17 protein-coding genes are annotated in these 18,663 nt (G+C 67.1%); all 17 read left to right on the top strand.

The genetic code is table 11. The annotated features are described in order from the left end of the window. Position 1 precedes the first annotated feature (1 nt). The 17 genes from OLSU_RS05330 (at position 2) to ftsY (ending at position 18,660) form a co-directional block, all read left to right on the top strand. Positions 2 to 2,164: an ATP-dependent DNA helicase RecG gene (locus OLSU_RS05330; RefSeq protein WP_013251926.1), complete on the top strand. Its 2,163-nt coding sequence runs from the start codon at positions 2 to 4 to the stop codon at positions 2,162 to 2,164. Next, positions 2,161 to 2,745 (top strand): RsmD family RNA methyltransferase, encoded by a 585-nt coding sequence (locus OLSU_RS05325; RefSeq protein ID WP_013251925.1) that lies wholly within the window; start codon positions 2,161 to 2,163, stop codon positions 2,743 to 2,745. Before OLSU_RS05330 ends, OLSU_RS05325 begins: the two co-directional genes overlap by 4 nt. After that, complete coding sequence (gene coaD, locus OLSU_RS05320; protein WP_013251924.1) at positions 2,738 to 3,250, top strand: pantetheine-phosphate adenylyltransferase; 513 nt, start codon at positions 2,738 to 2,740, stop codon at positions 3,248 to 3,250. Before OLSU_RS05325 ends, coaD begins: the two co-directional genes overlap by 8 nt. 91 nt (positions 3,251 to 3,341) lie before the next feature. Further along, the gene (locus OLSU_RS05315; RefSeq protein WP_013251923.1) at positions 3,342 to 3,839 is read left to right on the top strand and encodes a hypothetical protein; all 498 of its coding nucleotides are present in this window, start codon (positions 3,342 to 3,344) and stop codon (positions 3,837 to 3,839) included. Between the two features lie 14 nt (positions 3,840 to 3,853). Continuing rightward, positions 3,854 to 4,480 carry a YceD family protein gene (locus tag OLSU_RS05310; RefSeq protein ID WP_013251922.1) on the top strand — a complete coding sequence of 209 codons (627 nt, stop codon included), beginning with the start codon at positions 3,854 to 3,856 and terminating at the stop codon, positions 4,478 to 4,480. A gap of 249 nt (positions 4,481 to 4,729) precedes the next feature. Then, a complete protein-coding gene (locus OLSU_RS05305; RefSeq protein WP_013251921.1) occupies positions 4,730 to 5,272 on the top strand; it encodes a hypothetical protein in 543 nt (180 codons plus the stop codon). A 3-nt stretch (positions 5,273 to 5,275) separates the two neighbouring features. Then, positions 5,276 to 9,703: a DUF6531 domain-containing protein gene (locus OLSU_RS05300; RefSeq protein ID WP_041548928.1), complete on the top strand. Its 4,428-nt coding sequence runs from the start codon at positions 5,276 to 5,278 to the stop codon at positions 9,701 to 9,703. 14 nt (positions 9,704 to 9,717) lie between these two features. Continuing rightward, positions 9,718 to 10,188, top strand: a complete 471-nt coding sequence (locus OLSU_RS05295) for a hypothetical protein (RefSeq protein ID WP_013251919.1) — start codon at positions 9,718 to 9,720, stop codon at positions 10,186 to 10,188. A 207-nt stretch (positions 10,189 to 10,395) separates the two neighbouring features. Further along, complete coding sequence (locus tag OLSU_RS05290; protein ID WP_013251918.1) at positions 10,396 to 10,872, top strand: hypothetical protein; 477 nt, start codon at positions 10,396 to 10,398, stop codon at positions 10,870 to 10,872. Positions 10,873 to 10,911: 39 nt separating this feature from the next. Then, positions 10,912 to 11,196, top strand: a complete 285-nt coding sequence (locus OLSU_RS05285; RefSeq protein ID WP_013251917.1) for a hypothetical protein — start codon at positions 10,912 to 10,914, stop codon at positions 11,194 to 11,196. 5 nt (positions 11,197 to 11,201) lie between these two features. After that, positions 11,202 to 11,501: a hypothetical protein gene (locus OLSU_RS05280; protein WP_013251916.1), complete on the top strand. Its 300-nt coding sequence runs from the start codon at positions 11,202 to 11,204 to the stop codon at positions 11,499 to 11,501. Positions 11,502 to 11,837: 336 nt separating this feature from the next. Continuing rightward, positions 11,838 to 12,017, top strand: a complete 180-nt coding sequence (rpmF, locus tag OLSU_RS05275) for a 50S ribosomal protein L32 (protein ID WP_013251914.1) — start codon at positions 11,838 to 11,840, stop codon at positions 12,015 to 12,017. A gap of 93 nt (positions 12,018 to 12,110) precedes the next feature. After that, on the top strand, positions 12,111 to 13,100 hold the full coding sequence (plsX, locus tag OLSU_RS05270; protein ID WP_013251913.1) for a phosphate acyltransferase PlsX: 990 nt from the start codon (positions 12,111 to 12,113) through the stop codon (positions 13,098 to 13,100). A 116-nt stretch (positions 13,101 to 13,216) separates the two neighbouring features. Then, a complete protein-coding gene (locus OLSU_RS05265; protein ID WP_013251912.1) occupies positions 13,217 to 13,453 on the top strand; it encodes an acyl carrier protein in 237 nt (78 codons plus the stop codon). Between the two features lie 13 nt (positions 13,454 to 13,466). Further along, the gene (gene rnc, locus OLSU_RS05260) at positions 13,467 to 14,195 is read left to right on the top strand and encodes a ribonuclease III (protein WP_013251911.1); all 729 of its coding nucleotides are present in this window, start codon (positions 13,467 to 13,469) and stop codon (positions 14,193 to 14,195) included. A gap of 26 nt (positions 14,196 to 14,221) precedes the next feature. Continuing rightward, positions 14,222 to 17,755 carry a chromosome segregation protein SMC gene (gene smc / locus OLSU_RS05255; RefSeq protein ID WP_013251910.1) on the top strand — a complete coding sequence of 1,178 codons (3,534 nt, stop codon included), beginning with the start codon at positions 14,222 to 14,224 and terminating at the stop codon, positions 17,753 to 17,755. Further along, positions 17,755 to 18,660, top strand: coding sequence for a signal recognition particle-docking protein FtsY (ftsY, locus tag OLSU_RS05250; RefSeq protein WP_013251909.1), 906 nt, complete (start codon positions 17,755 to 17,757; stop codon positions 18,658 to 18,660). Before smc ends, ftsY begins: the two co-directional genes overlap by 1 nt. Positions 18,661 to 18,663 lie beyond the last annotated feature (3 nt).

Below are 18,663 nucleotides of genomic sequence, written 5' to 3'. Positions count from 1 at the left end.
TGTGGGCAGCGTCCCCACAATCGCAGAGGTCGGCGAGCGCCTGAGCAGGACCGTCTCGCTCGATGACGACGTCGCACGCCTGAGGTACGTCTCGGGCGCACGCCGCGACGCCCTCCTGCGCGTGGGCGTCCCGACCGTCGGCGCGCTCCTGCACCATATGCCCCATCGCTACCTGGACTTCAGTTGCGTCACGGACATCGCGCACGCAGACGTGGGGGACGAGGCCACCGTCGTGGCCGTGGCAGACAGGGTCCAGCTCAAGCGCCCCCGGCCGCGCATGCAGGTGGTCGAGATCTTCGCCCTGGACGCCACGGGCGTCATGCAAGTGAGCTTCTTCCGCCAACCGTGGATTGCCGAGCAGGTCAAGGAAGGGGACCGCATCGCCCTCTCGGGCAAGGTGACCTTCGGGTACGGCTTCAAGCAGATGAGGGCCCCCCTCCTCGAGGTTCTGGGTCCCGAGGACGACAGCGCGGACTTCGCGCGCATCCTGCCCGTCCATCCCGTGGCCGAGGGCATCACGGTGCCCTGGATGCGTCGCATCGTCTCGGCGGCCCTGGCAGATGCCGGTGACGTCTGCGACTTCATGCCCTCTCAGCTCCTTACAGGGCACAGGCTCATGGGCGAGGCACGTGCGCTGCGTGCCATCCACTTCCCGCGAACCCTCGCCGAGAGGGACGGCGCTCGCAGACGCCTCGCCTACGACGAGCTGCTCTGCCTCCAGCTCGCCCTCGTCGCGCGACAGCGCATCGAGCTTCGTGGCATAGAGCCCACCTGCCATGTGACCTCCGGACCCAGGATGCGCTCACTTCTCGAACAGCTTCCCTTTGCCCTGACCGACGAGCAGCGCCAGGCGGCGGATGACATCCTGGCCGACATGGCGGCACCGCGGGTGATGGGCCGTCTGCTCCTGGGAGACGTCGGCACGGGCAAGACCGTCGTGGCGGCCCTGGCCCTGGCCGCCGTTGCCGACAGCGCCACGCAGGCGGCCATGATGGCGCCCACCTCCGTGCTGGCGCGCCAGTATGCCGAGAGGCTCGGACCGCTGCTGGACGCAGCGGGCATCAGCTGGGGACTGGTCACGGGGGCGACCGCCCCCGAGGAGCGGGCCGCCCTCGCGCACGGCGTCGCGGACGGCACGGTGACGGTAGTCTTCGGCACGACGGCGGTCCTCTCGGACGACATGGACTTCTCCCGCCTCACGCTCGTCGTGATCGACGAGCAGCATCGCTTCGGAGTGGGACAGCGCACGAGGCTGCGCCGCAAGGGCGCGGCGGCGGACCTCCTGGCCATGACGGCCACCCCTATCCCGCGTACGCTCGCGCTCTCCGTATACGGCGACATGTCGTGCTCACGCATCCGTCATCGACCCTGTCCGGGCGCAAGCATCGAGACGCATTGCATTGCCCCCGAGAGCCTGGACCTTGCCTTCGGGGCCATCCGCGAGGCGGTGGCGGTGGGGCACCAGGCGTACGTGGTCTGTCCGCTCGTGGACGAGCACGACGACGGCTCCGGGCTGGACGACGTGCCCGAGCGGGAGCGCTCCGGCGCCACGGGCGCCCATGCCGCCACCCAGGTCGCCTCGGACCTCTCCCGCACGGCGCTCTCGGGGCTCAGCCTGGACCTTCTGACCGGGCGCATGGGTTCCCAGGAGAAGGACGAGGCCATGGAGAGGTTCCGTGCGGGCCGCACCGACGTGCTCGTCTCGACCACGGTCATCGAGGTGGGCGTGGACGTGCCCAACGCCACAGTGATGCTGGTGTTCGACGCGGACCGCTTCGGCCTGGCCACGCTCCACCAGCTGCGGGGTCGCGTGGGTCGCGGGGACAGCCCGGGCGTCGTGTACCTCTCCTGCGCCGCGCGCAAGGGCACGCCCGCGCGCAGGAGGCTCGCCGCGCTCGAGGCCACCTCCGACGGCCTCGAGCTCGCCGAGCTTGACCTCAGGCTGCGCCATGAGGGGGAAGTCCTGGGGTATCGTCAGAGCGGTGGCCCCACGCTCAAGGCAAGCGACCTCGTCGCCGACGCCGACCTCGTCGAGTGGGCGCACGAGGACGCGCGCAGGATCGCCGAGGAGGACCCCACGCTCTCCTCGGATCGGCTCGCCCCGCTCGCATACGAGGTGACGCATCGCTTTGGAGCCTATTTCGAGGAGGTCGAGCAGGCATGAGGATCGTGGGGGGGAGATGGCGGTCGCATCCCCTTGAGGCACCGCAGGGTCGCGACGTGACGCGGCCCACCACCGACCGCCTGAGGGAGTCCATCGCATCCATGCTGCTGAGCGCGTTTTGCCTGGACCTCTCGGACGTCTCTGTGCTCGACGCCTTCGCCGGCTCGGGGGCCGTCGGCCTCGAGCTGCTTTCGCGCGGGGCCCTGCGCTGCACCTTCGTGGAGCGCGATCGCCGAGCCGCCGCGCGCGTGCGCCGCAACTGCGAATCCGTAGGCGCCTCTCCCGAGGAGGCCCGCGTCGTGTGTGCCGACGCGCTCTCCCTCGCGCGCAAGGGTACCCTCGCCGGGGGACCCTTTGCGCTGGTCGTCCTCGACCCACCCTACGCACTCGAGGCATCCGCCGTGGCGCGCATGGTCGAGGACCTCGACGCGCACGGGCTTCTCGCGCCAGGGGCCCTCGTGCTGTACGAGCATGACAGGAGGCGCGCGTCCCTCCCGCTTGCGAGGATGCGGACCGTCAAGGAGAGGACGCATGGCATCACGACGGTCACGCTGCTTGGCAGGGGAGGAACCGATGAGTGACACCAAGGTCGACCACGTCGTCATACCCGGCACCTTCGACCCGGTGACCTATGGCCACCTCGACGTCGTCAAGCGCGCCCATAGGATGTTCCCTCGCGTGACGGTGGGGGTCGCCGCCTCTGCGACCAAGCACGGCACTGGCCCCGTCTTCTCGCTCGAGGAGCGCGTCTGCATGATCGAGGAGGCGCTCGACGAACTCGCGCTCGCGGACGCCGTCGACGTGAGCCCGTTCTCGGGGCTTCTGGTGGACTTCTGCCACGAGGTCGGCGCGCGGGGCGTGGTCAAGGGCCTGCGCGCCATGACCGACTTCGAGTACGAGCTGCAGCAGGCGGACCTCAACAGCCATATGGCTCCCGACCTGGAGTCGATCTTCGTCATGAGCAGCCCCGAGTACGGCTACGTGTCGTCCTCGATCGTCCGCGAGATGGCCTCCCTGGGCGCGGACGTGTCGTTCCTGGTGCCAAACGTGGTGAGTGAGCGGCTCCGGGAGCGCTTTGGCATGTAGCTGCACGCAATCTGCTAACATGGCTGCGATGCGGCCTGAGGCACACGGGAGGGCGGCAGCAGGTCGCACGTTGTAGCGAAAGGAGACCCGTATGCAGCCGGGTGAGGAGATCGAGAGCCTGATCGGCGAGCTCGAGCAGATAGTGAGCGAGGGAAAGAGCCCGTTTGCCAGCGGCGCGGGCAAGAAGATCGTCGACGCCCAGGACATATACGAGATCCTCGACGAGATCCGTCGCGTCTTCCCCCAGGAGTTCGCCGATGCGCGGCGCATCGTCAAGGAGGAGGCGGAGACGCTCGAGCACGCCCAGCTGCAGGCCGACTCCATCATCGCCGACGCCCAGCAGCAGGCCATGATCCTCGCGGGTGACCAGGAGGTCGTGCGCCTCGCCCAGCAGCAGGCCGACGACATCCGCGACAAGGCCGCGCAGTACGAGCGTGACACGCGCTACAACGCCGAGGAGTACGCGGACACCGTCCTGGCGCACCTCGAGGACAACCTCAAGTCGCTGACCAACTCCGTCAGCCGCGTGCGCCAGACGCTGGACGAGAACTCCGGGCCGCGCAACCAGACCAACAACGTCCCCTGGTAGGTGCCTTGCAGAGCGTGGTGGCCATACTCGACGAGCGTCTCGAGGGCGCGGGTGACACCCTCGCCCTGGCGGGCCACCTGGACGAGAGGGGCTATGAGCTGGGCGGGCACCGCTTCTCGCTCCCTTTGGGCCTCGACTACGACCTGGTCCTCACCAACGCGGGCGAGGGCATCCTCGCGACCGGCATCCTCAAGGGCCGTGTCGCGGGCACCTGCGACCGCTGCCTGGGCGAGGCTGAGTTCGACGTCGCGGGCGAGGTGGACGAGTACTTCCTCTTCAAGGCCCCCGACAGCTCCGAGGGCGGGGCGGCTGCAGGGGAGGAGGACGAGGTGGACTACGCGCTCGTCGGCGCGGACCACAGCATCGACCTCACGGACGCGCTCGAGTCCGCGCTGCTGATGGACACCCCCTTCGTCGTGCTCTGCCGCGAGGACTGCAAGGGCCTCTGCCCCGTCTGCGGCGAGAACCTCAACGAGGTCGACTGCGGCCATGCTGCCCAGATCGAGGAGCGCCGCGCGCAGGAGCGCCTCGAGGGCAGCCCGTTTGCTGCACTCAGGATCCTCAAGCTCGACGACACCGAGCACAGTGCCGGGAGCGATGCCGGAGGCGATGTCGAGGGCAATGCCGGAGGCGAATCCTAGGGCGTTGGGCCGTGGCCTGTGACAGCTGCGCCCCGTGCACACGATTTCAAAACGTGTGCACGAGGCGTTTCGTGACCTGGGCAAATGCCGACGGCGTGCATGCGATTTCAAAACGTGTGCATGTTTCTATGCATGTTTCGCGAACGGTAGCACACTGTGACGGGTGCTACACTGGCTCCAAGTGGCCGACGCCTGTCCGTCCAACATAAGGTAGGGATGCCACCTCGGTGATTCTTAGGGGTGATGCCGATGCTTATCAACGTCACGGCACTCAAGGAGACAGTCGGCGGAAATCGTCAGCTGGTAGGCCAGCAGGCACAAGAGTGCCAGTCGCAGATAGACAGGCTCAACGGCCTCTCCACCGAGCCTGGCGTATGTGACAGTGCTGCCTACCGAAGCATGTTCGAGTACCTCCGCCGGGTCAAGATACCCGCCCTCATGCAACAGTCCGTCTTCCTCGATGCGTATGCTGCGGACATGCAGGTTGACCTCGAGCGTTTGGCCGAACTCGAGACCGATGGCTCTGGCGTCATAGATACCGATGAGCTGGCCAACCGCATCGTCAGCCTCCAGCGCGTGAACGACGAGCTAAGTCGCTGGATCAGCAGCAACGGCGAGCAGAATCCCGATGCGTGCAACTACGCAATCCAGGTGATGCAAGGCAACCAAGACTCCGTTGCACGCTTCCAGCAGCAGCTCGATAAGGCACTTGCGTATGCATCCGATTCGTCAATCTATTCCTCCTCGTCGACAGAGATGGACGTGCTCGGCGAGGCCTCGGCAGCCATGTAGGCGGTGTGCTACAGCCCCGCGTCCGGCACATATGACCTGTCTGGCGCGGACCTCTCTTGGGTGACGCTCGACCTTGTCGGCAAGTATGCGGATGCTGCGCAGAGGCTGGGTGCCGTCGCATCGTCCGGAGGCCTCATGGCCGTCGTCGTCATGGCACTGATGGGCGAGGGCGGGGACTGCTGCGCGTACGGGGGCGACCCGGTCAACCTTGCGACGGGTAACTTCATCTATGCCTATGACTACCTTGCGTTTGACAGCAGACCTCGCATGTCTCTGCGCCTGTTCTACAACTCCCATGGTCGCGGGACGTCGCCGCTGGGGATGGGCTGGACGCACCCCTTCGCCGTCTCTCTCGCCGTGGAGCTCAATCGGGCGGTCGTCAGCATGGAGGACGGGCATGCCGAGATATTCCTCGGTACGCCCGAGCGGGGGTTTGCCTACCTGCTGGGCAGGGCTGATGCGCTTTCGTGCGAGGACGACGGGTACGTCTACGTGTCGGCAGCCGGCATCAGGACGGAGTCCGGCACGGCAACGTCGTTTTCGTATGACTCAAACGGATACCTCGCTTCCGTGACGAACGCGCGTGGCATTGCCGAGCTTCGCAACACGTTCGATGAGAGGGGTCGCGTCGCGCAGCAGGAGTTTGCCGACGGCGGGGTGATCTCGTACGCCTATGACGACGGCCTCATGCAGGTCGTCGTGACCGACCAGCTCGGCAACGAGTCGACGTACGTCCACGACGGGCTGTTCCGTACGGTCGAGGTGCGCACTGGCGACGCGGTGGAGCGCACGAGCTACAACGAGAAGAACCTCAAGACCCGTGTCGTCAATCCGCGCGGCCTTACAAGCAGCTACCAGTTTGATGCGGTGGGCAACCTCGTCTGCGTCAGCAATCCGGTTGGCGAGCGCACCACGTACGAGTACAACGTGCTCAACAAGCCGGTTCGTGCCGCCGTGAACGGCACGACGGTCTTTCGCAACGAGTATGACGACCTGGGACGAATCACCAAGACCATAGACGCGGTCGGGAACGAGACGCGCTTCCTGCACGACGAGTCAGGAGATCTCCTGAGCGTCACGCGCGCGGATGGCTCCGTGACGCTCTTCGAGCACGACGCGCTGGGCCTGGTGACCGCAGCCACGGGGCCACAGGGTGCCACGGAGCGCCGCGAGTTCGACGAGTGTGGCATGCTTGCGGCATGGGTGGATGCCAACGGCAACAGGACGTCGTACGAGCATGATTCGCTCGGAAACGTCACGGCCATGACTAACGCCGAGGGCAACCGCCGCACCTATGAGTACGACGGCACGGGCCTGCTCGTGCGCATGGTCGACTACGATGGCGTGCCCGTATCGTACGAGTACGACTGCATGGGACGACCCGTTCGCTTCGTGGACAAGGACGGCAACGAGAGCCGACGCGAGTATGATCTCGCCGGGCGCTTGGTAAAAGACGTTGACGCCACCGGAGCGGCGACCATGTTCGAGTACGACGCCGCGGGAAACGTGACCAAGGCGACCGATGCGCTTGGCGCCTCGACAAGCTTCAGGTACGACTTCAACGGCAACCGCACGAGGGTGCTCCTGCCCGACGGTACGATCCTGCGTGCCACATACGACCAGCTCGACCGCATGCGCTCCGTGCGTGACGGCGCGGGCAGCGTGACGTATTACCAGTATGATGCCATGGGAAACCTCGTCCACGAGGTGGACCCGATGGAGAACCACCTCTGGTGGGAGTACGACGCTGCCTGCAGGCTCACGTCCAGCACCGACGCCATGGGTCGCACGACGGGCTACGAGCATACGTCGCTCGGTGCCCTCTCCCGTGTGACGGACGCGGCCGGGAGGGTCACGAGCTACGACTACCTTCCTGGAGGCTTGCTGCACCGGATCGTGAACCCTGATGGCATGTCCCTCGCCTTTGGCTACGATGCGGCGCTCAACGTCGTCACCAAGACGAGCCAAAGCGGCTACGAGCTGCGCTATGCCTACGATTCCATGGGCCGGGTCACTGACATCTCCAACAATCAGGGGCAGTCGAAGTCCTACCGCTATGACGCGATCGGCAACAGGGTCTCCAAGACCGACGGGAGGGGCAACGTCACCTCGTACGCCTACACGCCAGGCGGCGAGCTGAGGGAGGTCGTGGAGGCCTCCGGGGCGGTGACGCGCTATGACTATGACGCTCGGGGCGGCCTGGCGCGCGTCTGTCGCCTGGGTGTGCCCGGCCTAGATGGGGACGTCTCCCCGCGCACGACCACCTACGGGCGCGACGCGCTCGGTCGCGTGACCACCGTCACGGATGCCCTGGGCAACCGTGAGCGGATGTCCTATGACGCCATGGGCCGCCTCGTCTCGCGCACCGACGCAGACGGCTACGTCACCTCGTTCGGGTTCGACGCGGCAGGCAGGGCGAACGACGTCACCTTCGCGGATGGCCGCGAGGTCCATATGGGATACGATCGCCTCTCACGTCTCGTAGAGCTGCGCGACTGGCTGGGCACGACGACCTACGAGTACGACGCGGCAGGCAACGTGACTCGCACATGCGACCATGCCGGCCGCGAGATGCGCTACGGCTGGGGCAGGGCAGACGAGCTCCGCGACATCACCTATCCCGGCGGCATGCGGACGTCCTACGACTACGACGACGCCCTGAGGCTTGTCGGCCTGCATGCGAATGGCCTTGACGCCACATACGAATACGACGAGAGCGGCAACCTGTCCGCACGCGGCTACTCCAACGGAACGGGAGTGCGCCTTGGCCATGACGCGCGCGGGCGTCTCACCCATCTTGCAAGCTATGACGCCACAGGCCCTCTGGACGAGCTCTCGTATGCGTACGACCTCTGCGACAACAAGAGCGTCGTGCGCGCGACGCGCCGTGGCATGCCCGAGCTCTCGGGTGAGTATGCGTACGGCTACGACGAGCTCAACCGACTGACGTGTGTGACGCGGAACGGCCAGGCCGTGCGCTCCTACGAGTACGACGCCTTTGGCAATCGCGTGCAGCTGACGGACGGGACGGAGGGCGTGACCGGCTACGCCTACAACGCGCTCGACCAGCTCGTGTGCTCCTGGAGCGACGAGGGCGAGCGCAGCTACCGCTACGACGAACGCGGCAACCTGGTCTCGGAGGGCATCGTGGGGCGTGAGGCGGAGGCGACGTACGAGTACGACGCCTTGGGTCGCCTCTCTCGCGCGCGCATGGCGGACGGCAGCGTGGCGAAATACACGTATGACGGCATGCTTCACAGGCGCGCGACGCAGAGGCAAGAGGCTGACGGGGCGACGAGCATGACCGAGTACGTCCTCGACCCGACAAGGCCCTGCAACAACCTGGTGCAGACCGTCATTGACGGGAGGCTGGGCCAAAGCTACCTGTGGGACGGCGATGGACTCGCTTCCGTGTGCACGGATGACGGGAAGGTGGCGTCCGTCATCCAAGATTCCCTTGGCAGCGTCACGCGCATACTTGACGGGCAGGGCGACCTGCTCTCAAGCTTTGGATACGACGAGTTTGGCAACAGCGCGTACGAGAGCGATGTGCTGGGCGTCCCGTTTTCATACGCTGGCTACCTGAAGGACGGCGTGACGCAGGCGCTCTACGCCCAGGCGCGTCAGTACCTGCCCCGCACGGGCCAGTTCATGTCGGCGGATCCGCTGCATGGGTATGTTCGGAGACCGGCCACGATCAACAGGTACTCCTACTGCTGCCAGCAGCCTCTGGACTTTGTTGACCCTCTGGGCCTGAGTCGCCAGGAGGCGGTTGACTATGCAAAGAAGTGGGCAGCTGACGATGTAGATGGGCGGAATCCGTCGTATCCCTCATACGATCAGAACTGCACTAACTTCGTCTCTCAGGCACTTGCGGCGGGTGGCGTCCGGCCGGCCGGTAATCGATACGAATGGTACTGTGATTCGGTTCAGACGACTGCGAATCTCTCGCTTTTGCCGCTTAGCATGCTAACGGCAGAGATTATCACAGGGATGTCCCGTATGGCGGGGGTGGATGCGCATCCGATACATGATGAGCGCGGCGACCTTTATGTGGCTAGCAGTACCTGGGGTGCCGCACAGAACCATTATGATTATTTCAGCAACCCCGAGAATGGCTTCATGAGCGGACAGGCAAAAGTTGTCCTTCCCGTTGAGGTTGTTGGTGAGGATAGGGTGGAAGAGCAGCTCCTTGACTACTCGGATGAAGTGGAGAAGGGCGATATTGCGTATTGGGGATACTATGATTCCGACGGCCATTTCGTAGCGGCGCATACGACTATCGTGACTGATGTGCGCGGTGGGCAGATATACATCGCAAGCAATGATGACGCTTATTCAAAAAGATTGATTTTCGAGCGCATGTGCAATGGGAATAGTGGAAGCGCAGTCGTCATCGTCCACCTGAGGGACGAGTGCTTTGGAGAATAGGGGGCGTGGACCGGATGAGCAGAACGAGACGTACGGCCATCGTGGCCACGTTGCTGACCTTGTTGTGCGCGGGTGCCCTGTACGGGCTCTACCTCAGGCACCTCGGGGAGGTGCAGAGGGAGTCCGAGCGCCTCGAGTCCTTCCGCCGGGAGTTCCGGCCTCTGCTCGATCGGGCGCGGTCCATCATGGACGACACGGCCGACCCCCCGTCCTCTGAGGAGCTCGACGGGGCGCTGGCCGGGCGCAACAGGTTCTATCCCGAGTTCTACCCCGAGGTGACCCGCCCCGAGGTCGAGTGGCTGGAGCTCACGGACGCCGACGTCAACGGCGACGAGGCGGCGCTCTCTGTCTCGTACGTGATTGGCTACTACGGGCCGGACGGGTCGAGGGTGGACTGGTTTGAGTCCCGCGACGTCGAGACGTGGCACGCCAGGAGGCGGGACGGCCGCTGGGTGGTCTACCAGGTCGACGCGCCCCTCGGCTGACGGCGGGGGGGAGGTTATCGCATGGGGAAGGGGAAGGCGGTGGCTGCCGCGGTCGCCCTGCTCGCGGCGGCCCTCCCCCGGGCGCTGGGTCTTCTGTAGGGTCGAGGAAAGGCTCGAGGGGTGACGCGCGGCCTGGCCTTTCGCGCCGGGAGCGGAGGCCGCCTGTCAGATGGGGCCAGGCCCCAGCAACCTGCGAGGGAGGTTATCTTGAGGAAGAGGGCGCTTATATCGGTTGTTGCCGCGCTGGTTGTCATCCTCGCGGCTGTGTACGCTCCCCGCGTCTGGAACACCTGGCAGGCCGAGCGTGAGCGCGCGGGGCGCACCGAGCGCGTCGGGCGGTACCGCGGCGAGCTCCAGCCCCTGCTCGAGCGCGCCCGGGCCATCATGGACGGCACGGCCGACCCGCCGGCGTCGGAGGAGCTCGACGGGGAGCTGTTCTACTGGGGCTGGGACCACAGGCGCGGCGCGTATCCCGATACGACGCGCGTCGAGGTCTCGCCGATCGAGGTCACGGACGTGGCTCCCGACGGCGAGGGAGGCCTGACCGTCACGGTGAGCTTCAAGGTTACGCAGTACCGAGCCGACGGCGGGGTTGACAGCCATGCCTCCTTCGTGGGCGACACGTGGCACGCGCGAAGGGGTGGGTCCGGCTGGGTGGTCTACCGCATCGAGACCAGTCCCTAGTGGGGCTGGCAGAAGACGAGCGGAGGAAGGGGCGTTGGCATGGGCAATGAGATCGCGTCGAGCGCGGAGGCTGCCTCACAGAAGAAGGCCGAGATTCTCTCGTCCCTCGACGAATATGTGTCTTTCGAGGCGCAGAGCGCGGCCGGCTCCTCCGACGGCGTGCCTCCTGCCGACCACGACGACCGCGCGAGCCGCTACCAGGGGGCCCTCTCAAGGTACGCGTCATCCCTCTCGCGCGACGCGGACGCCTTGGAGCAGATAGGCCTCACCTTCCAAGAGGGTGACGAGGCTGTCGCCAGGTCCTTGCTGGGGATCGGGGGATAGCTGGCATGGCTGGGGCCGAGGGAGAGGGCGAACTGCTGGGCAGGGTTCGTGCACTGCGCATGCGCTACGAGAGGCAAGAGACCGCTCTGCGCGAGGCCGTCGCGTCCAGGGACGAGCTCGCCGAGCTCCTTGATGCCAGCACGCTGTACGGCGAGATGGAGATCGTCGAGGCGCTGCGCTGGTCCATGAGCCAGGCCATGTGCGCGTGCGACGAGCGTGTCGAGGGGTCGCGCGCACGTCTTCGTCGTGCCGAGGACGAGCTTGACGACGCGCTGGACGAGCTGAGGCGGACAGGCAGTCGCTAACGCACCCGTGAGGACGAGCTGTTGGCAAAGGGTCTGGCGATCCGTCCCGTGCACACGCTTGCCGCTTCCAGCCGCACGCGTCCCACTTGACCGCCGCCCGCGACGCCCGTCCCGTCCGCTCCCCACGCGCCGGCGCCGCCGTTTGCCGCCAGCGCCAGCCGACCACGCCCATCGTTTCGCCAGCATGGCATGCCCTCTTGCAGGTGTGCCGTGTAGAATTTTCTGTCAACGCCCACGGGCTCGACGGGCATGGTATAGTCTCTTCTCGTGTGTTCGCAGGAAGACCTCCCAGGCGTTGGTCCGCCTGGCGTTAGGTGAGTCTAAGAGAGGTTCATGATGGCAGTTCCCAAGCAGAAAAAGGGCCGCGGCGCAACGCACACTCGTCGCTCGGCCAACAGCAAGCTCGCCGCTTCGGCTCGTTCCGTGTGCCCGCAGTGCGGCGCCCCCAAGCTTCCGCATCACGTGTGCCCCAACTGCGGCTACTACAAGGACCGCGAGGTCGTTGTCACCGAGTAGCAATCACAATGAACGTGGCCGAGGAGGCCGGTCCCTCCGGGGGTCGGTCTCCTTTTCGTGTCGAGCGGCACTGCCGCCCAGGCTGGAGGAGAAATGACAACCATCTGCGTCGACGCCATGGGAGGGGACGAGAGGCCCGAGGTCGTGCTCGAGGGCGTCGCGGCCGCGCTTGCGGCTGACGGCGAGCTGAGCGTCCTGGTAGCCGGCGACGAGGACGTCGTCGTACCGTTCTGTGCCGCTCACGAGCGTGCGCGCGCCCTCGTCACCACCCAGTCCATCGGCATGTCCGAGCACCCCACGGATGCCGTGCGCGCCAAGCGCGACTCGAGCATCGTGCGCGGGCTCGGTGCCGTGCGCGCGGGAGAGGCGGACGGCTTCTTCTCGGCGGGCTCCACCGGTGCCGTGTTTGCCGCCGCCACGCTGGGCATCGGACGCATCCGCGGCATCAGGCGCCCCGCCCTCGCCTGCGCCGTGCCCGGCTCCTCTGGCCGCATGACGGTGTTTTTGGACATGGGCGCCAACGCCGACGTCCGTCCCGAGATGCTGGTGCAGTTCGCCCACATGGGACGTGCCTACGCACGGGTCGCCCTGGGGGTCGAGAGCCCACGGGTCGCCCTGCTCTCCAACGGCAGCGAGGACAGCAAGGGCTCCGAGGCCGCCATCGCGGCCCACGAGGCGCTCGCACAGGCGGGCCCATGGTTTGCCGGCAACTGCGAGGGGACGGACATCCTCGCGGGCCGCTTCGACGTCATCGTGTGCGATGGCTTCTCGGGCAACGTCGCCGTCAAGACCCTCGAGGGCACCGCCAAGTTCATCATGGCAGAGGTCAGGCGGGCGGTGGCCGGCTCCAAGAGGGCGGCAGCGGGCGCGCTGCTCCTCAGGCCCGCCCTCAAGTCCGTCGCGGAGAGCCTCTCGGGCGACAGGTACGGCGGGGCAATCCTCCTGGGTGCCAAGGCGCCCGTGCTGATAGGGCACGGTGCCACTTCCGTCGAGGCCGTCAAGAACGGGACGCTCGCCGCAGCCAAGGCGGTCAGGGGCCATCTCGTGGACAAAATCTCCGAGGGCATCGGCCAGGGCGAGTAAGCGCGCGGGGCGGGGTATACTGGGACGCGTCCGAAACGGGACGCGTCCGGGACGCCGCGGTCACAACCGGAGCGCCGCAGCCGCAACCGTCATAGCCACAACACAAGGAGGACCCCATGGACCGTGCGGAGATCTTGGGCAAGGTCATCGCCCTCACGAGCGAGGAGCTCGAGGTCGACGCGGAGGATCTGGGCGAGGACAGCGAGTTCAAGAGCCTGGGCGCGGACTCGTTCGATCTCCTCGAGCTCGTCACCGCCTTCGAGGAGGAGTTCGCCACGACGATGGACGACGACGCCCTCCAGGGCATCGAGACCATCGGCGATGCCGTCGACGCCATCTGCAACGCATGCTAGGGGGCCCGTCTCAGTGAAGCTCCATCAGCGCGTGGTCGCGGTCGAGCAGATCGTAGGCCACCACTTCAGCGACCAGCGGCTGATCACCTCGGCCATCACGCACCCCTCGGCCGTCGAGGGCAAGCCCGTCTCGGCCTCCTACGAGCGCCTTGAGTTTCTGGGGGACTCCATCCTGGGAGCCATGGTGGCGACCGACATGTTCGAGCGTTTCCCAGGCATGGACGAGGGCGAGCTCACGCGTCTCAAGATCTCGCTTGTCAGTGGCAAGACCCTCTCCGAGGTCGCGGGGTCCCTGGGCATAGGGGAGCTCATCGTCTTCGGCGAGTCCGAGAGGGGCACTGGCGCGCGCGGCATGCACTCCGCGCTCGAGAACGTCTACGAGGCCATCGTGGGCGCCCTGTACCTGGACGCGGGGTTCGAGGCCACGCACGACTTCGTGCGCAGGACGCTCTCCCCGCATATGGTTCCCGAGCTGGCCGCCCGACCGCTCTCGCCCAAGTCGCGCCTGCAGGAGGTGACCCAGCGCGAGTTCCGTTGCGCCCCCGAGTATCGCCTCGAGGGGGAGGAGGGTCCCGCGCACAGCCCCACCTTCACGACGGTCGTCCTGGTGGACGGTCGCAGGGTCGGGCGCGGCAGCGGTCCCTCCAAGAAGGAGTCCGAGTCCCAGGCGGCGCTCGACGCCCTCGATCGCCTGGGCCTCTCGGCCGAAGGCACGACCGCGCGTGCGGGTGACGGCGCCTAGGCGTCGCCAGAAGGGTACGGGCAGCCGTGTATCTCAAGTCGCTCACGCTCAGGGGCTTCAAGTCCTTTGCCGACAAGACCCAGATGGCCTTCGATCCCGGCCTGACGGTCGTGGTGGGTCCCAACGGCTCCGGCAAGTCCAACATATCCGATGCCATCCTCTGGGTCCTGGGCGAGCAGAGCGCCAAGATGCTGCGCGGCCAGGCCATGGAGGACGTCATATTCTCCGGCTCGTCGGGCCGCCCGGCCGTCGGCCTCGCCGAGGTCACGCTGGTCCTGGACAACGCCGACCACACCATCCCGCTAGACTTCTCCGAGCTGGCCGTGACGCGCAGGATGTATCGCTCGGGGGAGTCCGAGTACCTCATCAACGGGGCCCCCGCGCGCCTGAGGGACATCACGGACATCCTGCACGACTCGGGGCTGGGCAAGGACACCCATTCCATCATCAGCCAGGGAAAGCTCGACTCCATCCTGGCGAGCCGTCCCGAGGAGAGGCGCGAGCTCGTGGAGGAGGCGGCAGGCATCTCCAAGCATCGCCGACGCAAGGAGCGCTCACAGCGCAAGCTCAGGGCGATGCAGGAGAACCTCACCCGCGCCAAGGACATCGAACGCGAGATAGGACGCCAGCTGAAGCCCCTCGAGCGCCAGGTCGACAAGGCCAAGCGCCACCACGACCTCGCCAGCGAGCTCTCCCTGCTCACGACGACCCTCGCCGTGGACGACCTCCGCCAGCTCCAGCAGCGCTGGCGCCTGCTGACCGAGCACGGCAAGGAGGCCGATGCCGCCATTGAGCTGGCGCAGTACCGCCTGGACGAGAAGAGCTCCGAGCTCGAGAAGTACCAGTACCTCCTCGAGCAGAAGGGCATCTTCGTGGGCGACCTCGGCGAGCAGCGCCGCCGCATGCAGGACATCCTCGGACGCATGGACTCCGACATGCGCCTCCTCGAGGAAAAGGGCAAGAACATGGTCTCGCGCCTCTCCGAGATGCGCATGAGCCTCTCGTCCATGGATCGCCAGGGAAGGCAGGCGGCAGCAGAGCGCGAGCGGGTGGCAGCAGGGCACAGCGATGCACGCCTGGCATGCGAGGAGCTCCAGGCAAGGGTGGACGAGCTGGGTCCGCTCGCACGCCAGGCGAGCGAGCGGAGGCGCGCCCTCGGCTCGAAGGTGGCGCAGCTCACGGCCGACCAGCGCGGAGCCCAGAGGACATCCGACCAGGAGACGCTCGCCTATGCCAAGCTCAAGGACCAGATCTCCAACGCGGAGGTCGAGGACCAGATGTTCGAGAGCCGACTCGCCCAGATCTCCGACGTGGCGGCGACGGCCGAGGAGGCCCTCCTCGAGCGTCGTGCGCGCAAGGAGGCGGTCCTAGGCGAGCTCGAGGCCATGCGTGCGGCAGACGCAGGCGCACAGGCGGCCATCACCGACTGCAAGCGCGCCCTCTCGCGGGAGCGTTCGCGCGAGGACGACGCCCGCAGCAGGCTCTCGAGCGCACAGGCGACGCTCTCAGCGCTCGAGGCCGTCGATCTCGAGGCCGAGAACTCCTCGGCCCTCACCGCCCTGCTCGCGAAGGAGGGCTCGGGGTACGTGAGCGGCCGCGTGGCGGATCTGCTTGAGGCCCCGCCTGAACTCGAGGGCGTCGTGGAGGCGCTCCTCGGCGATGACCTCTCGGCCCTCGTCACTCCCGACGCCGACGCCGTGGCCGCCCTCGCCGAGCGTGCGTCGCGGGAGCGTGTGGTCGGCAGGGCGACCGTCGTGTCACTCTCCGAGAGGGCGAGCAAGGAGGCCTCTGGCATGCCTGGTCGCAGCCTCGTCGACGAGCTCGTGGTGACGGAAGGCGCCGAGGGGCTCGTGAGCGCCCTTCTTGGCGACGTGCGCATCGTGGACGACGTCCGCTGCGCCCTGCGTGCCCACGAGGAGAGCCGCCCCTACACCTACGTGACTCCCGACGGCGTGGCCGTGCTCCCCGACGGACGGACCACGATGGGTCTGTCTTCCGCAGCCGAGCAGGGGGCCCTCGAGCGCAAGCGGCGCATCCGTGCGCTGCGCGACGGCATGGCGGCCCTCGAGGAAGAGCTCGCGCAGGCATCATCGGCCATAGCAGTGGCAGAGGAGGAGCTCTCGGCCGCCCGTGACGGGAGCGCCCGCACCAAGGGCGAGCTTGCGCGTGCGGAGGGCGAGCTCGCCTCCGTCAACTCGGACATAGGGCGCCTCGAGTCGCAGCTCCGGCAGGCAACGTCCGAGGAGGCGCAGGTCACCAAGGGCCGCAGCGCGGCCGCGCAGCGCGCCGCCGCCGCCCGTGAGGAGATAGAGCTCCACAGGAAGGCCGCCGAAGAGGCCCAGAAGCGTGCCGGGAGACTGGCCGAGGAGCTTGAGGAGGCCCAGGCGGAACGCTCGCGTGTCTCTCACGAGGAGAGCGAGGAGTCCGCCAGGCTCTCCGAGGCCAAGCTCAAGCTCGCGACCGTCACGGAGCGCAGGAACCACCTCGCCATCCGCGAGGAGGAGCTCGGCCGTCAGGTGGCCTCGCTCGAGAAGCGCCGTCGCCAGGTCGAGGAGAGCGCCCGCGCCCTCGACGTCATGCGCCTGCGCATAGATCCGCTCCACGAGCGCTACGCCGCCATTCGCGACCATGCCCTCAGCTGGGCTGCACGTCTGAAGGACCGCAGCAAGCTCGCCGAGGCGGACTCCGAATCCCTCAAGCGGACCATCGCCGATGCGCGTGAGGCGGTTGACGTCGCCTCCGGCGAGCTCGATCGCGCCAGGGGTGTCGCAAGCGACGTCAAGGTCGAGCTGGGCCGCCTCGAGGTGCAGGTGGAGAATGCTATAGCTGCCATCACGGCCGACGGCTACCTCCTCGAGGACGCCCTCGAGCTGCCCGAGCCGGAGGACCGCGAGGCGATGGAGCGCCAGGCGGAGCGCCTGCGCAAGCAGATCGCGACGATCGGCCCGGTCAACGAGGTCGCCATAGACGAGTACACGGCCCTCAGGCGACGTGCCGACTACATCGGCGAGCAGGTGGAGGATCTCGAGAGGGCTCGCAAGTCCCTTCAGAAGATCACCGCCGCCATCGAGCGCAAGATGCGCCGGCAGTTCCTGGTGGTCTTCGACCAGGTCAACGCGAACTTCTCGGAGATGTTCGGCCTGCTGTTCCCCGGAGGGAAGGCCCACCTGGAGCTCTGCGACCCCGATCATCTGGACGAGACCGGCGTCGAGATCGTGGCGCAGCCCAGGGGCAAGCGAATCCAGAAGATGACGCTCATGAGCGGCGGCGAGAAGTCGCTCACGGCGCTCGCGCTGCTCTTCGCCGTCTACAAGACGCGCACGGTGCCGTTCTACGTGTTCGACGAGGTCGAGGCGGCGCTCGACGACTCCAACCTCTCGAAGCTGCTCGATGCCATCGAGCGGCTCAAGGACACGACCCAGCTCATCGTGATCTCCCACCAGCGGCGCACGATGGAGCAGGCCGACGTCCTCTATGGCGTTTCGATGCAGGCCGACGGCGTAAGCCACGTGGTGAGCCAGCGCCTCGACCGGACGACCGGAAAGGTGGTCGAGCTGTGATGGGCTTGAGGGAGCGACTCAGGGCAGGACTCACCCGCTCGCGCGAGGCTCTGAGCGAGGTCTTCTACATGGGCGGCGAGGTCGACGAGGGCTTCTGGGAGGACCTCGAGGACCGCCTGGTCATGGGTGACATGGGCGCCGAGGTGGCCATGGGCGTGACCGACGACCTACGCGAGCAGGCCGCGCGCGAGAACCTCACGACGGCCCCGCGCCTGAGGCGTGCGCTGGCCGAGCGCCTGGCTCGCGAGTTCTGCGTCCCCGAGCGCGACCCGTTCGAGGACCTGCCCTCCTGCGTCGTCTTCGTCGGCATCAACGGGGCCGGCAAGACCACGACCGTGGGCAAGCTCGCCGGTGTCGCCCGGCGTGAGGGTACGAGCTGCCTCATCGGCGGCGCCGACACCTTCCGTGCGGCCGCCATCGAGCAGCTACAGGTCTGGGGCGAGCGCTCGGGCACCGAGGTCGTGACGCGCGAGCGCGGCGCCGACCCGGCAAGCGTCTGCTACGACGTGATCGAGCGTGCCGAGAGGGAGGGGACCCAGCTCGTGCTCGTGGACACGGCCGGGCGCCTGCACAGCTCGCCCGAGCTCATGCGCGAGCTCGCGAAGGTCGTGGGCGTCACCCGCCGCCGCTCCTCCACGCCCGTCTCGGTCGTCCTCGTCATCGACGCCACGACCGGGCAGAACGGCCTGGCGCAGGCGAAGGAGTTCAACGACGCCCTCGACCTGGACGGAATCGTCGTCACCAAGCTCGACGGGACCGCCAAGGGCGGCATCGCCGTCGCCATCTCCCACAACCTCAGCCTCCCCATCTACCGCATAGGGGTGGGGGAGGGCATCGACGACCTGCAGGCCTTCGACGCGCTCGAGTTCTCGCGCGCGCTCGTGGGCGACGGAGAAGGGATCTAGCCC

It is taken from the genome of Olsenella uli DSM 7084 (assembly GCF_000143845.1).
Taxonomy (GTDB): domain Bacteria; phylum Actinomycetota; class Coriobacteriia; order Coriobacteriales; family Atopobiaceae; genus Olsenella; species Olsenella uli.
Note: the sequence above shows the minus strand (reverse complement) of the source record. Positions and strands in the feature narration are given on the sequence as shown.

Bases quoted from the DNA above. Each gene is read 5' to 3' on its own strand.
- OLSU_RS05325 (WP_013251925.1), top strand. From the start codon at position 2,161: ATGAGGATCGTGGGGGGGAGATGGCGGTCGCATCCCCTTGAGGCACCG.
- coaD (WP_013251924.1), top strand. From the start codon at position 2,738: ATGAGTGACACCAAGGTCGACCACGTCGTCATACCCGGCACCTTCGAC.
- OLSU_RS05315 (WP_013251923.1), top strand. From the start codon at position 3,342: ATGCAGCCGGGTGAGGAGATCGAGAGCCTGATCGGCGAGCTCGAGCAG.
- OLSU_RS05305 (WP_013251921.1), top strand. From the start codon at position 4,730: ATGCTTATCAACGTCACGGCACTCAAGGAGACAGTCGGCGGAAATCGT.
- OLSU_RS05295 (WP_013251919.1), top strand. From the start codon at position 9,718: ATGAGCAGAACGAGACGTACGGCCATCGTGGCCACGTTGCTGACCTTG.
- OLSU_RS05285 (WP_013251917.1), top strand. From the start codon at position 10,912: ATGGGCAATGAGATCGCGTCGAGCGCGGAGGCTGCCTCACAGAAGAAG.
- OLSU_RS05280 (WP_013251916.1), top strand. From the start codon at position 11,202: ATGGCTGGGGCCGAGGGAGAGGGCGAACTGCTGGGCAGGGTTCGTGCA.
- rpmF (WP_013251914.1), top strand. From the start codon at position 11,838: ATGGCAGTTCCCAAGCAGAAAAAGGGCCGCGGCGCAACGCACACTCGT.
- plsX (WP_013251913.1), top strand. From the start codon at position 12,111: ATGACAACCATCTGCGTCGACGCCATGGGAGGGGACGAGAGGCCCGAG.
- OLSU_RS05265 (WP_013251912.1), top strand. From the start codon at position 13,217: ATGGACCGTGCGGAGATCTTGGGCAAGGTCATCGCCCTCACGAGCGAG.
- ftsY (WP_013251909.1), top strand. From the start codon at position 17,755: ATGGGCTTGAGGGAGCGACTCAGGGCAGGACTCACCCGCTCGCGCGAG.